Origin of the sequence: Flavobacterium phragmitis (assembly GCF_900112575.1) — a bacterium.
In the GTDB taxonomy this organism is placed as follows: domain Bacteria; phylum Bacteroidota; class Bacteroidia; order Flavobacteriales; family Flavobacteriaceae; genus Flavobacterium; species Flavobacterium phragmitis.
In genome coordinates this window covers 187,960-205,592 of sequence record NZ_FOMH01000001.1, presented here as the reverse complement: position 1 = coordinate 205,592, position 17,633 = coordinate 187,960, and the positions used below count along the sequence as shown (strand labels likewise).

The window sequence follows — 17,633 nt, the reverse complement described above, 5'->3', positions numbered from 1 at the left end:
ATTAAAAATAAATAAGATTACATATTGTTTTTTGAAAGCCCCTTCGACAGACAATTAGTTAAACTGAAACCATAAACATATGAAGAAACCTACTACTTTAAAATCAGTTTTAGTTGTATTATTTTTTATACAAACTTTTATTGTTTTCGCCCAAAAGGATTTTACTCCCCGTTATGACAAAAGTTTAAAGGGTGACATGCTTTTGATTGGAAATAATATCTTGAATAGAGATGTACGAAACAATGAACGTCCAAACAATAACTACACAGGATTACAGGACAACAATAATTTTAATATGGGATATATTAATGTTGATCCGGGTGGAGGACGATTTAGTTCAAGCTCTGCAACATTAACAATACCAGCGGCAAGTAAAGAATGTTACAAGATTGCTTATGCAGGTCTTTATTGGACAGGTATTTATAGTATAAAAGATGTTAATGATAGAGTTGTGGATCGTACAAAGCTGGGATCTGTAGAGTTCAAACTTGCCAATACCAATACTTACGAAAAAATACAAGGTGAGAAAATCTATGATTATTATGAAAATACTCCAAATACTGCAAATGGATCTCAGGTCATTTATGCCTACTATAGTAATGTAACAAATTTAATACAGGGTTTAGCAAATCCTGAGGGGAGTTATACACTCGCAAATGTTATAGCTACCAATGGTAATATTGATGGTGGATTTGCTGCAGGATGGTCTTTATTTGTGGTTTATGAAGACCCTAAATTAAGTGCTAAGTATATTACATCGTTTGATGGTTTCCGTTTTATTAAAGCAAATAGTCCTGATGTTAATTATGAAATTTCTGGATTTAAAACGATACCAAATGGAGAGGTTAAAGTAAAGCTCGCTTTTGCTGCTATAGAAGGGGATAATAATACTACTGGAGATAGTTACTCTTTAAACGGTACAGATCTTTTTACAAATGAAAGACCAGTAAACAATTTCTTTAATAGTACAATTAACAATGTTGATGGCGCTTTTAATGGTGTAAATGATCGAAGACCTAATAGTTCAAATACTCTTGGTTATGATTCCGGTATTATTAAATTAGGGAATACGGTTAATAATGTCATTATTAAAAATAATGATACCAAGGCAACATTAAAGTTAAAGACCCGTGGTGATGGTTATGGTCTATTCTTTAATGCATTTAATGTTGAAATTATTGAGCCAAAAATAGTTTTAACTAAAATTGTAGAAAATGATAAGGGAACTAATATTGGTGGACAAAATGTAACATTAGGCCAGCATTTAAATTATATAATTGGTTTTAGAAATACAGGTAATGATGATGCTACAGATTTTACGATTCGTGATCAATTGCCAATAAATGTAATTTTTAATTATCCAGGAGATATGGTGTTGCCAGCAGGTGTGCGAGTAAAATCTTGGACTCCGGCAACACGTAATATTGTTTTTGAAGTTACAGATGCTAATCTGCTAAAAGCAGGACGTCTAACAGAAACAAAAATTGAATTAAAAGTTCAGGTAATTCCTGATTGTACCATGCTTGATGAGGCTTGCTCTGATAGTATTGATAACTCTGCTTATGCCACTTATAAAGGAACTCAGAATACTACATTTACGATTTCTGATGATCCGAGTGTGAATACAAACACGGGATGTATTTTAGTTCCAAAAGCGACAAACTTCTTGGTTGGAGTTGCTGGCTGTAGATATAATAGAAATGTCACTTTGTGTACTGCAAGTGTGAACTTGGTTGCGGCCGACGGTTATTCAACCTACACATGGTATAGTGATGAAGCCAGAACTAGAGAAATAGGCAGAGGTCAGACTTTTGTGGCTAAAGAACCAGGAACCTATTATGTTTATAATCTTGCTCCTGCACCATGTAGATCTATCTATGAAGCCTTTACTGTTACAAGATTTGGAACCACAGTCAATAATCCTGTTAATGATTTTGCGGATGAAATCGTTACTTGTCCTAATGATGGAAAACAATTGCCTAAAATATTTTTATGCGGGGCAAATGCTTCAAAATTAATTAAGACAGGAATAACAGATAGTTCTAATATTGTTTGGGAAAGATTAGATACAGCGAGTTGTCCAGCAGTCAGTAATGATAGATGTGCAAACGAAAATGAATCATGCACCTGGCAGCCTGTTGCTTCTGGACCAGATTATAACGTAAAAGATGCAGGACAATACCGTTTAACTATTAATTATGCAGGCGGTTGTTTCAGCAGATTTTACTTTAACGTATTTACAAACCCACTAAATCCTAGAGAAGAGCATGTTGATATTCTTTGCGGGCAAAGCGGAAGTATAAAAATACTTGATGTTCCAACGGGTTATCAATATGCTATTAAAACAGATCCAAATGGCACTATCCAGAATTGGGAATGGCAGACCAGTAATACTTTTCCAATTTACAATGAAGGAAGCTATACCGTTTTTATTAAACAACAAGGTGTAACTTCAATACCTTGTATTTTTAAGATTGAAAATATTCAAATAAGACGCAGAAATATGAGTTTGGTTAATGAGCAGACTCAGCCAGTTTGTGTTGGAGATACAGGAAGTATTAAAATTGGTGTTGAAAATTATAATGCCCAGTATTATATTTATTTATATAATGGGAATACAATAGAAAGAAGTGCTGGGCCTGTTTCAGATCTTGAATATACCTTTGCTTCTTTGAGTTATGGTACTAATGGTATCAATTACAGAGTAAGGGTTACTAGTAGTCCAGTAGGAAGTGGTAACCCGCAGCCAAGTTGTGATCAATCAGTTTATTTCAGGATAAATCCACCAAATAATCAATTAAGAGTTACGGCAACTTTGAGAGAACCACTAACGGCCTGTAGTCCTGGTCAGATCTTTTTATCAGCATCAAACGGAAGAGCTCCTTATCATTATTTTGTAAATGGTGCTAGTAGTTATATAAGTGAAAATCCTTTCGCTGTAACTGAAGGCGGGCAATATAATATTGTTGTTATTGACGATGCAGGTTGTAAAGCAGAAACTTCTATTAATGTTCCTGTAGTTTCAAAACCAACTTATACCGTAAATGCTACAAGCAGTTTATGTTATGATGGTACTTCTTCGATTAAAATTGAAAACATAGTTCCAAATGGGAATACTATGGCTTATAGTATTAATGATGGAGCAACTTATCAGACCAATCCTAACTTTTTAAATTTAGAGCCAGGTACTTATAAAGTTAAAGTTAGATATTCAATTACTTATACAACAAGTAACGGTTCTAGAGATACAAAACATTGTTATAGCGATACAGAAAACGTAATAATTACAGGACCAACATCTGCATTGACAGCTTCGGCTGGTGTTGCTGCATTAGCTGGTTGTACAGATCCTGATGGAGATGGAATTAAAGATGGTGGAATAATCAGATTTAATAATGTTGAAGGAGGTAAAGCACCATACCAATTTAGTTTTGATAATGGAGCTCACTTTGGAACAGCAAGAGAAATAGCAGCTAGACCAGGAACATATCAATTAGTTGTAAAGGATGATAACGGTTGTACTTTTACAATTCCTTATGAAGTTAAATTAGATCCGATACCAGCGAACCCAATTATCAATACGGTTGATACGGTATACGGTTGTGATGGTTTAGCAACAAGTACAGTAAAAGTTACAACTCCTGAAACAAGTGGAGATACTGCATATACGTATGAGTATTATTTAGATGATGTACCAAACGTACCAATTACAAACAATGTATTTACTGGAGTTAAATCAGGAAGTTATACGGTTAAAGTTAAATATAAAGCTACTCAGGTTCCAACTTACAGTAACTTATTAATTGAAGATTTTGGAAGAGGATCTTACACCACAACACCAGGTATTAACCCAGGATATTGTTTTGAAGACGAAACATCTACACACTTAGCTCCAGATTATAAATGTAATAGAGATGAGTGGATCAATGATGGGGAATATGCAGTTGCAAGTTCAATTAGAACAAGATTCGATAATTCTTGGATTGTTGCAAAAGACCATACGGTTCCGCAACATCCGTTAGGAAGATTTTTATGTGTTAACGTTGGTGGTACAGCAGGTATTGGTGGTATTTTATACAGTAAACCTATTTCTGATGTAATTCCAAATCAGCCAGTAATAATTTCATTATGGGCAGAAAACTTAATCGTAAAAACATCAACTTCACATGCTGATCCAAAGTTGACTATCCAATTAATAAACAACTTAAATGGTGTTGGAGGTCCAGAAACAATTGTGGCTACGACTGATACTAATAATCCTTGGGTAGTTCCAAAAACAGAACAATGGGAGTATAGAGAATTATCGTTAGATCCTAAAGCTTTCAATAATTTAAGTTTTGTTATTAGATCTTACAGTAATGAATTTAATGGTAATGACGTTCTTATTGATGATATCTGGGTGCGTCAGATTCCAGAATCTTGCGGCGGTGAAACAGAATTCCCTGTTGTAATCGAAAGCGGAAAAGGCTTTGAAGTATCTGATCCAGAAATTAACAACGTTACTTGTACTGGAGGAAATACAGGAAGTATTGTCTATGAAGTAAAGAATTTTACTAGTGGATATGAATATAAAATAAATAACGGATCATGGACTCCTTCTACTGCAGCTACACTTGAACTTAATAATTTAGCTGTTGGAAATTACAAAATTATTATTAGAAGCGATGCGACTGGAGTTTGTTCAGAGTCATTTGATATAGATATTACGGCTCCTAATCCTGTTACTTCATTGGCTACTGTAACAAAACAGCCTACTTGTATTGACGGTGCTGTTATCACAGCAACTGCAGGTGGAGGTAAACCAGGTTACCAGTACGAATTACGTCAAGGTTCTAATATTATTATTGCGTATCAAGCTAATAATGTATTTACAAAATTAGCTGACGGAAGTAACATTCCAGTTGGAACGTATAGAGTTTATGTAAGGGATTCAGGAGGTTGCGAGTCTGCAGCTTCTGATCCAATTACAGTTATTGCGCCAGTTCCACCAAAAGCGGTGTTGGCTTCGAATTCAGATTTATGTTATGATACTAAAGATAGAGCAACTTTGGTTGTAACAGCTTCTGATGGTAAATTACCATATAGCTATAGTTTAAATGGCGGTAATGGACAAAATAATAATACATTTACAAATGTTGGTCCTGGAACACATACTATTGTTGTTACTGATGGAAATGGTTGTACAGTTGAAATAAAAGATATTATTATTGCAAGAGAATTATTTGTAAGAGCAGAAGTTACTAAACCTTTAGATTGTACAAATTCACCAGATGCCCAAATTACGATTACGGCTACTGATGGGACTCCAGGTTATACGTATGAAGTATCAACTAATGGAGGAACATCATTTGCATCGATAGGATCTAATGTTTACCCAGCTGCAGCTGCTGGATCGTATATCTTTAGAGTAACAGATTCAAAAGGTTGTACAGCACTTACTCCAGCTGTAACGGTAAGCACAAAATTGGCTCCAACGGCAACGGCTAAAGGAACAGATCCTAAATGTCACAATGGTTCTGATGGAAGCATTACAGTAACTCCAGAAGGAGGAAATGGTGCGACTTATACTTATAGTTTTAACGGAAGTGCTACTTTTGGTACATCTGCTACACTTTCTAATTTAAGTGCAGGTGATTATACTTATCAAGTAAGAGATGGAAAAGGATGTCTTTCTCCTGTTTACAATATTTCATTAGCAAACCCAACAGAAGTTGTGGCTTCTGCTAGCTTTACACCTAATACAACTTGTAGCACTTCAACAGTAATTACTGTTTCTGCTGTAGGTGGTACAGGAACATATAGCTATAGTTTTGGAGCAGGAAATACAACTTACAACGGAACTAGAACAATAACAGTAACAAATACAAGCAGTGAACAAACAATCACTTTTAATGTAAGAGACAGCAATGGTTGTACAGATACTGAAACTATTAAAGTTCCAGCATACAATCCACCTACAGGACTTAGTTTTTCAACACCAGCTGGTATTACATGTAACGCTACAACAACTAGTCTTACAGTAACAGCTGTAGGAGGTGTTGCACCATTTACTTATGCTGTAACGTCTGGTCCAAATTCACCAACTCAAACTACTTCAGGTACATTTACAGGATTAGTTCCGGGAACCTATACTTTTAGAGTAACAGATGCTAATGGTTGTGTTGCTTCAGATTCTAAAACTATTGATGCAGCGCCATCTATTTCAGTTTCTGGTGACTTTACAAATGAATTATGTTACAGTGCACACAACGGAACTGCAACGTTCGAAATTATTGGAGCAAGCAGTGCAGGTGCTTATACTTATACATTCTCTCCAACTGCAGGAACTCTAACTAAAAATAATAATACGATAACAGTTACTGGTTTAGCAACTGGTACTTATACTTTAGTAGTTAGAGATAATGCGACTGGATGTACATCAAATACAGCTTCAGTAACAATTAAAGCAGCCACTCAAATTGATTTTACAGTTAATGCTTCAAAAATTACTTGTAACAATAAAATTTCTACATTAAGCATTACAGGAATTACAGGTGGAGCTCCAGGATATACTTATGCTTATGCAGCAAGTGGTTCTACTGCTCCAACAACTCCTTATGGAACTGTTTTAACAGTAGATACAGCATCTTTAACAACAACTGTTGATGTATATGTAAAAGATATAAATGGTTGTGTAGTTAAGAAAACAGTTTCTATCGCAACAGAAGATGCTCCACAAATTGATACTCCTGCAACGCAATGTTATACAGGATCACCAGTTAGCGTGACTATCACAGGTACTTATCAAGGGCCAGCAACGTTCAGTAAAGATGGTACTACTTTTGTATCATCACCAACTTTTAGTTTGACTCCTGAAACTTATAATTTAACTTTAAAAGATAAATTTGGTTGTGAAGCTAGTGTTGTTTATATAGTGCCGCAGCAGTTAACAATTACACCTACAATTGTAGCAAATACTACTTGTACACCGAATGTAACGATAAGTTTATCTTCTACAGGAGGTACTGGAACTCGAGCATATGCGGTTTCATTTAATGGAGGTGCATATTCAGCAGTTACAAGTCCTTATACTGCAACAGCAGCAGGAACTTATAAATTTAGAGTTAATGATACTGCAAACCCAGTTTGTTATGCTTATACAGCAGATATTCCAGTTACTTTAAATGCAACTACTTTTGCGATTAGTACAAGCAAAACAGATGTAAAATGTAACGGGGCTGCTACAGGAACTATTTCTGTATCAACAACGGCTGGTAAATCTCCTTATACTTATAACGTAACTAGAGGAGGAACATCTGTTTCTACAACTGCTTTGACTACAGGTTTAATTGCTGGAGTTTACGATATTACTGTTACGGATGGAATTGGTTGTACGGGTACTGCTCAGGTAACGATTACACAACCAGATTTACTTGAAGCTGATGCAACTGTAGATCCATTTACTTGTAGTACTACAAATGCAAAAGAATCTAAAGATGTTACGGTTACTGTGACAGGAGGTGTACTTCCTTATACTTATAGTTTCAACGGAGGTTCTTATGAAACTGGAAATACATTCGAAGTATCAGATAATGGAAGCCCTCAATCGGTAACATATTCTGTGAAAGATGGTAATGGCTGTACAACAACAGTTAAAACAATAAATATTTCACCTCTTAATCCGCCTAAAATTAGTTCGGTTAGTGCAACTGTAATTTATTGTGATCCTGTTGCAAGCAGAACTAGTACTGCTAAAATTAATGCAACAGCTGGAACAGGAACATTGGTTTATACAATTGTTTCAGGGCCAACGATAAACACTACAGGTGTTGCAAATGGAGAATTTACAGGACTTACTTCTGGTAGTTATGTTTTCAGAGTTACAGATGCAAGTGGCTGTTATGCAGAATTTTCTAAAAACATCCCAGCAGTAGTTGCGATTACAGTTAGGCCAACTAAATTAAATGATGTTTATTGTAAAGGAGGAAGTACTGGAAATGTTAGATTTAATGTTACAAACTTTACTTCGACATATAGCTATACTGTTAACAGTGAAGCAACTGTATCAGGAAGAAATCAAACGGTATTTACTTTAGCAAACCGCCCAGCTGGTATATATAATGTTGTGTTTGTAGATGAAACAACAAACTGTACGACTACTGAGCAGGTTGAAATTTTGGAGCCTACAGATGCTTTAGATTTAGTTATAGATTCTAATGTAAATTCTAATTGTAAAAAGTTAACGTCTACTGTAACAGTGCATGCTACAGGAGGAACAGGAACTTATGAATATGCTATTTTAGATGCAGACAATACTGCAGCTACACCAATTTACGGTCCAAATCCTGTATTTGAAATCAATTCAAATTCAGGTGCAGATTTAAACTGGGTAATCTATGCAAAAGATGCGAATGGATGTATTACATCTGAAAACGTTACTATTGCAGGAGATACACAACCAACAGTTACTCTAGATGTAGTAAATCAATGTACTGCTTCTGGTAGTTCATTTATAATTGAAGCTACGGGAGCAAATGGAGTTTTACCATATACTTATACTATCAATACAGGAGTTGCACCAAGTCCTGCAAATAGATTTACAGTAGGAGCGGGAACTTATGTGGTAACTATTACAGACGGAAACGGCTGTACAAATACAGAAACAGTTACTGTTAATGATGCAATGATTGCTACGGCAGTTAGAGTAAAAGATCTTACTTGTGCGGCAATTTCACCAACAGATGCAAGCATTGAAGTTAAAGTGACAGGAGGAAATCCATCTTTTGGATATAGAGTAAGAGTGCTGCCTGCAGCATATACAGGAACACCAATTCCTTTTACTTCAACTAGATCTTTTGTTTATACGACAGCAACTGATGGAACATATGAGTTTGAAATAACAGATGCAAATGGTTGTATTAAAGCAACAAATACAATTGTTATTAATCCTACACCAGTGGTAACTGCTGATTATACGCCTACAAATCCTACTTGTAATGCAGGTACAGATGGGGTAGTACAATTGAATGCACTTACAGGCGAAGCACCATTTAAATACAATTTTAATGGATCTGGTTTTGGAGATAAATATATTTTTGGTGGATTAACAGCTGGAACTTATAATTATATTGTAAGAGATGCGAAAGGTTGTGAATATGCAAGTACTGCCGTTTTAACTGAACCTGCTCCAATCGACGGACTTGTTGAGGGAACTCCAATTATATGTGACCTTAATACATTAGGTACATTTAAAGTAAGTGTGGTTTCAGGTGGAGTAGCTCCGTTTGTTTATACATTATATGATACTAACCGTAATCAGTTACAGACATATACTGAAACTTCTGTGTCTCCAACTGCTGTTCACACTTTCTCAGGACTAAATTTTGGTTACTATTATGTTACAATAGTAGATGCTAATGGATGTAAATTCGAAACATCAAGACTTCGAATTGAAACACCTCCATATTTACAAATTACAACAACAATAGATTCTAATAGCTGTGCAACAGGAGTGGATGTTACTGTTACTACAACGGGAGGAGAAGGACCATATAGATATTCTATTTTTGGTCAAGCTGAAACGGCTCCTTTAGCAAGCAATAGTTATACATTTATTGGTTTAGCACATAATAGAACTTACTATTTGCAAGTAAAAGACAAAAATAACTGTATTTCTATAGCAGAAGTAATTACGCCTCCAGCACCTTCTAATATTAAAATTACAGCAACATCACAAACTGATGCAACTTGTGCAGGAAGTGCAAATGGTATATTAAACTTTACTGTTGAGGATTATGATTCTACAGTAACGACTATTCATTATAGAATATTAGATGAATTAACTCAATTGCCACTTACAACACCAATTGAAGATGATTTAACTGGAGCGGCAGGAGGACCTGTATCAGAGACTATTAATAATCTACCAGCGGGTAATTATATACTGGAAGTAACTGAAGTTGGTGGTACGGTTTGTTCAACTGCATATACATTTAGAATTGATCAACCAGCTCAACCTCTTAATTCTATTATTACTAGTGTGGTACCTGCAAATTGTAGAAGTGGTGCTATTGTAACAATGAGAACAACTGGAGGAACAGCTCCATATTATTATGGTGTAGCACTTTCACCTGCAATGCCAACTGTTTTTACAAGCACTAATAATGTTATAGAATTAGATCCTTCTTCAGGAACAGATTGGAATATTGTTGTAAGAGATTCAAAAGGATGTGAAGTTTTAAGATCACAAATAATTCCGGTAGATTCTAGTCCAGAAATTGCTTTACAAATTGTAGATCGATGTGTGGCTGAAGGTAATTTCTCAGTAAATGTTATAGAAACAAATCCAGGTACTGGAGCATATTCTATAAGCGTTGATAGTGATAATGCTTATTCACCTCTTACAGGAGGATTACCATATGTTGTAACAAATCTTACTTCGGGTTCTCATAGAATTTATATTAAAGACGCTAACGGATGTGTTGACTTTGAAGATATTAATATTAATGCACCGCTTGATTTACAGCCTGCTGTAGTTACTGCAGATCCAACTTGTACAGATGTTAATGCTGGTAGTATTACGTTATCAACTACAGGTGGTACAGGTACTTATACTTATACTATAGATGCTGCTGGAGCAGTTGTTACAAATAATGTAATTTCAAATTTACCATTTGGAAACTACACTGTGACTGTTACGGATGGTTTCTGTAATGCAACAGTTCCTGTTGAATTGAAAGCTCCAATCCCAGTTACTTTTGATGCTGATGTTATAGATGCAGCTTGTTATAATTCTGCGACAGGAAGTATTACAGTTAATTTACTTCCAGGAAACACGGAGACTCCATATACGTATGCTATCGCATCTGCTACAGCTACGCCACTTCCTGGTGGAATAGTATTAGTAGGAAATAAATTTACAAATGTTCCTCAAGGAAGTTATGAAATAACAGTGACTTCAGGAAAAGGATGTCCTGCAACGCACATTTATGATGTACATCAGCCAGCAGCAGCATTAGATGCAATAGCAACTGTTGATCCTTATAGCTGTAATGCTAGTAATAAAGTACAACAGGCTGTTGTGAGAATTATCCCTTCAGGAGGTACAACAGATTACAAATATAATTTTGACGGTGGAACAGAGTATTATGATGATAATACAACTTTAGTGACTGATGACGGAACAGTACAAAGAATTTACTACTATGTTATTGATAGTAAAGGCTGTACTTTTAGTAATTATGTTGATGTTAATCCATATCAGGAGTTAACAACAATAGATTTTGCAATTGCTACTGCTCCTGTTTGTCCAACAAATGTGGCAGATATTAGAGTTGATGTGACTGGAGGATATACTCCTTATGCTAAGTATGAGATCATTTCTCCTATATATAGAGATAATTTAAATTCAGATACATTCACAGGTTTAACACCAAATGTAAACTACTTATTTAGAGTTACAGATGCAAATGGTTGTTACATTGAGGGTAACTATACAGTAGAGCCAGTTGTTCCAATTAATATTGTTCGAACTTCATCTACTAATGTAAGTTGTAATACCTTAAATGGAACAAGCAATAATGGTACGGCAACTTTTACAGTTTCTGATTTTAGTACGACTGGAAATTATACAGTTTCAGTTTCATATAATCCAGCAACATTACCAGTTGTTACACCAAGTATTGTTAATGATGTTATAACTTTAAATGGTCTAGTCGAAGGAACTTATACTGTAACTGTAGAAGATAATACAACACATTGTTCAAAAAGTGCTGCTGTTGTAATTACAATGCCTGCTCCAATAGTATTTACTGCAACGGGTAGCAATGTATATTGTACAGAAGATAATTCTACAATTACAATTAGTAACATAACTGGAGGAACTTCAGCTTATTCATATGCAGCAGTTAGAGCAGGTCAGCCAGCTCCAACAACTTTTGCGCCAGCTACTGATTTATTAGTAGTAGACACTGACTTAACAAACCTTTCTTGGGATGTTTACGTTCAGGATAGTAACTTATGTATTTCTGAGCCAGTTCGTGTTGATATTACTCACGATGCGGCGCCAGTTCTTAACATGCCAGCACAGCAATGTTTTAGGGGTGCAAATCTAACAGTAGACCTTGACGTTCTTTCAACAACTTTCAATGGTGTTAAATCATTTACTATTGATGGATTAGCAACGAGCTCAACTGCAACATTTACTGGTCCTGGACAATACAAAATTGTTTTAACAGATGAAAACGGATGTACTGACGAGCAAGATTATATCATTGAAGAGCAGCTAATAGTTGGAGCTTCTATTCAACAAGATTTATACTGTAATCCTAGCACTGCATTAATCGATGTTACAATTAAAGGAGGTGTAGGAACATATACTTATCAAATGTATCGCAATGGTGTTCCAGAAGGACTTCCAGGAACTGCAACAGGAGACTTTACAGAAACAGTTACGCAAATTGGAGATTACTATTTTGTTATTACAGATAGTAATGTACCATGTACAGCACAGACAGATCCTGTAACAGTAACGACTCCAACTAATCCAACAGGTTTAGAAGCTCATATTGATGTAACTTGTGAAACTTTAAGTGATGGTAGTTTAACAATAACACCATCAGATGGAGTTGGTCCATATACATTTGTTCTTACTGGTGTAGCAAACACAACAGGAGATACAACGGGAATCTATACTGGATTAGCAGCAGGTTCATATTCTGTAGTAATAACAGATTCTAAAGGATGTACTTCTGCGCCAGTTAATGTAACTATAGATGAGCCGGTTGAGCTTACAGCTCCTCACGCTATTACACCAAATGCAGGTTGTTATACTACAACAGAAATTGTTGTAAGCCCTGTAGGAGGAACACAGCCTTATTACTATAATTTCAATGGTAAAGGTTATGTAGAAGGAGCTAATAAAATATCAGTTGCAAATGATGGTTCAATTGCGAATGTTACTTATACAGTAAAAGATGCTAACGGATGTGAAACTCCTGTAGTAACGGTACCAATCGTACCATTAAACAAACCATCAGACTTAGACTTCACACCAACAGCGATTACTTGTGTTACAGGAAACAGCAGTGATGTGACAGTTAGAGCAACAAATGGTGTTGGACAATTAACATTTGAAATTATTGAATTTAACGGTGCTGCTCCAGCAGTAGCTTATACACCACAAGTAGTTGCAGATAATACAATTGCTGCGGTATTCAATGATTTACCATTTGGAGATTATCTGTTCAGAGTTACAGATAGCAACACATGTTCTTATGATGAGTTATTAACGATCAAAGATGTTATTAGAATAAATGCAGATGGCCAGTCAATTGCAGATATGTCTTGTAACACTACAAATGATGGAAAAGTAACCTTTACAGTTTCTGGTTTCGCAGGAACTTATACTTACTCAATTACTAAAGATGGCGCTCCTTTTACAGGACCAACTGTAACATCAGACGCTTCAATTGAGTTAACTAATTTAGCTTTCGGAGTTTATGAAATAACAGCTGTAGATAATATTACAGGTTGTGATATTAAAGCTTCTGCAGAAGTAAAACAACCAACTATTGTTGAAGTTGATTTAATAGAAAACTTAGATGCAAATTGTAACAGAGGTGCAATAGTAGAGGTTCTTGGTAAAGGTGGAAACCCTGGATATACGTATTCATTTGTTGATGCAAGTATTCCTGGTCCAGGGACATTTGATCCTGAAACAAGAAGAGAGCTTGACCCAACAATTACAGCATGGCATATTTATGCTAGAGACATTAACGGATGTACTTCTCTTCCTTTATTAGTAAATATTGGAACTAGTCCACTTCCGACTGGATTTACAGCGGCAGCGACATCACAATGTCCTGATGGAGACGGAAACTACGAAATTGTAGTGACCCCAGGTAGCGGTATGGCACCATTTACTTATAGTATTGGTGGAGGATTCCAATCAGAGCTTACATTTACTGTGAATGTACCTAAAGCTTACGATTTAGTAGTAAGAGATAGATTTGGTTGTACAACTACATTCCCAGTTGCTCTTACTATACTACAGCCTGTAGTTTTAGATGTAGTAAAAGACATTCAGCCAACTTGTGCAGATGGTGATGGTCAAGTAACTGCAACTGCAACAGGAGGAACAGGTAACTTTAGTTATACTCTTGATGGAGTAACAACTTTAACTACTACGCCTGCAATATTTACAGGTATAGCTCATGGTTCTCATACTATTGTAGTAACCGATTTAGGAACACCAAGTAATTGTACAGATACGGTAACATTCGAATTAGAGAAAGCTACTGAAGTTACAGGATTTAAAGCGGTTGCTACTCCGGTAACGTGTAACGGAGGAAGTGATGGTACAATTATCGCGAGCATGGATCCAACAAACCCTGGCGTAAATGACAATCCGAAATATATGTACAGTATAAACGGAGGAACGCCACAAGAGAGTCCAGTATTTACAGGATTAACGCAAGGAACTTACACAGTATCTGTTGTTTCTGGAAGAAATTGTCCTGCTTCAGCTACTGTTGTTGTTACAGAGCCTGCATTAATTGTTGTACCAAATCCAGCTGTTGTTCAATACGGCTGTGCAGCTGGAAACAATAGTAATGCAGCGACTATAACAGTTACAGGTGTAACAGGTGGTAACGAAAAATATCCAAACTACGAGTTCATCAGAAATGGTGTTGTAATGTACAAAGGAGAGCGTAATGTATTTACAGAAAGAGATCTTTTAGGAGGTAACTATGTTGTAAATGTATACGATGAAAATAACTGTATGGGATCAGTTGTAGTTACTGTACCAGTAAATCCATACATTAATTTAGATAAAGTAGTAATTAGAGTTACAGACGAGATTACTTGTACAAATAATGAAGATATCTTAGTTGAAGTTACAACAACTCCAGGAGTAAATCCAGTTTTAGATTTCGTAATTACAGATGCAGCTGGAAATGCTGTAGCAGGTAATCCGAATAATCAAACAGGTATATTTACAGATTTACCAATTGGAAATTATCTTGTAACGGTTACAAATCCAGCAACAGGATGTTCAATCGTAACACCGCATTATGTAAACAGTGCAAACAGTTTCGAAATCAAAGCGGTAACGACTAATAGAGAAATTTGTTATGGAACTACAAATGGAAGCGTTGAATTGACTTTTATTGATAATCAGCCTACGCCAACAAATGAGGCAGGTATATTTGATTATATAATTACGGGTTCAAATGGATATTCACTTGCTACTACGAGATCAGCAAATGCGGGTCCAGTAGTTATATCAAATCTTGCAGCAGGCGTGTATGACGTAACAGCAACTTTAGTTGGAAAACCATATTGTACTGTTACAACAATGTTTACTATTAGCCAGCCATTTAATGAATTAGTTGTGACTACAACTAAAGATGATATTACATGTGTAACTGATAATAACGATGGTGTAATTTATGCAACTGCAACAGGTGGATGGGATAATGAATATGAGTACCAGTTAGTGAAAGGATCTACAATTGTAGTAGATTACTCTGAACAGTTTACGTTTAGTGGTTTAACAGAAGGTGTATATACAGTTAATGTTAAAGATTCTAAAGGTTGTATTGCTAGTAGCACAGAAACTTTGGTTATTCCTGCTCCAATAACAGCAACAGCAACAGTGAATTTAACGATGCTTGCTTGTTATGGAGATAAAACAGGTGTAATTACGGTTAATCCTCCAACAGGTGGACAAGGAAGTAATTATCTATACACATTAAATTATCTTTCTGAAAATCCAGTTATAAGTTCTGGGCCTGTGGTGTCTCCTGTTTTCAGTGGTTTAGCAGCGGGAAGATATAGTGTTACGGTTACTGATGGATTTACTTGTCAAGGTACAACAAATGAAATTCTGATCGAAGAACCAACTTTGGTTACGCCTATGTTGAAACAGTCTAGAGCACAAACATGTCAAACATTGACTGAATTGACTTTAACAGTAGAAGGAGGAACTCCTCCATATACTTATAGTGCAGATGGAACAAACTATAGCGCACCATTTGCTTCGACGGTTTCTTTTGAAGTTCCAGTGGGATCTTATAAATACTTTGTAAGAGATGCTAACGGATGTAACAGTTTTGTTTCTAATAGTGTTGAGATTGATCCTTTAGAACCATTAAGACTTGAAGTTAACAAAGAAAGTGCAGTTGTTAAATGTACTGGTCAGGCAACAGGAGCGATTATAGTTGAGGCTTTCGGAGGATTAGGAAGTTATACTTATACTCTTACAGGTAGTGAGACACGTCCAGCTCAGGACAACGGTATATTCGAAAATCTTGCAATTGGTACTTACAGAATAACAGTAAATAGCGTTGATTGTGCTATCACATCAGAAGAGATTGTTATAACTGAGCCTAGTAGAGCACTACAAGCTGAGTTCTTCCCAACAGATGTTACTTGTTTTGGTCAGAATAACGGAAGATTAGAAATTGTTGCTTCTGGTGGAACAGGTATTATTAAGTACGCGGTTTCTCCTAATATGAGCCAGTTTGATACAAAAGTTGTTTACGATAAGTTAGCTCCTGGAGATTATCAAGCAATTGCTCAAGACGAAAATGGATGTTATGTATTGTATGATTTCACTATTCATGAACCACGTCCAGTAATCGTTACTGAAGTTCCAAACTCAATGATTCCTGAAGTTTGTGATGGAGACAAAGATGGTGCATTTAGTATTGAAGTTAGAGGTGGTACAGCTCCATATAGCGTAAGTTTAGATGTTCCAACTGGACCATTTACAGAAGGTGCACTTACACAAACAGTATTTGATTTTACAAATCTTAGCGGTGGAGCACACACTGTTTATGTGAAAGATGCTAAAGGTTGTCCTGTCGATTTTGAAGTAAATATGCCAGAGCCAGTAATTCTTAACCCAATTGCTGAAGTTACATATGACTGTGTGAACAATGCACAAGCCAATAGAGTAGTAGTTACTGTTGATGCTTCTAATAATCCTACAGATGTAGATTATTCATTAGACAACAATGGTACTTACCAGCCAAGTAACATATTTATTGATGTTCCTGCAGGTGATCACTTCATTGTGGCTAGACACACTAATGGTTGTGAAGTGCCGACAGCAATCTTTAAGGTAGATCCGGTTGCTCCATTAAGTCTGATTGATATAACAAACCAAAGTAATGAAATCAATACGATATCAGTGAAAGCTTCAGGAGGATTTGCTCCTTATGAGTACAGTTTCAACGGAGAACCATTCTCTTCATCAAATACTTATAGAATCTATAAAACAGATGTTTATAAAGTAATTGTGAGAGATAAAAATGGTTGTGAGGCTACAATTGATGTTCCTGGTACGTTCTATGACTTCTGTCTGCCGAACTACTTTACACCAAACGGTACAGGAACTAACACAACTATTGGTCCTGATTGTGGTGCATTAGCTTACAAAGACCTTACATTCGATGTTTACGACAGATACGGTAGAGTAGTTGGTAAATATAGAGTTGGAGGAAAATGGGATGGTAGATACAATGGAGACGAATTACCAACAGGAGATTACTGGTATGTTCTTAAACTAAATGATCCAAAAGATAATAGAGAGTTTGTTGGACATTTCACATTATACAGATAACAAAATTATAGCCCCAATGATGTTA

General features: G+C 35.9%; 1 protein-coding gene. It reads left to right on the top strand.

The genetic code is table 11. From position 1 onward, the window contains the following. The first annotated feature begins 79 nt into the window (after positions 1-79). Positions 80-17,608, top strand: coding sequence for a T9SS type B sorting domain-containing protein (locus BM289_RS00905; protein WP_091490030.1), 17,529 nt, complete (start codon positions 80-82; stop codon positions 17,606-17,608). Positions 17,609-17,633 lie beyond the last annotated feature (25 nt).

Bases quoted from the DNA above. Each gene is read 5' to 3' on its own strand.
- BM289_RS00905 (WP_091490030.1), top strand. From the start codon at position 80: ATGAAGAAACCTACTACTTTAAAATCAGTTTTAGTTGTATTATTTTTT.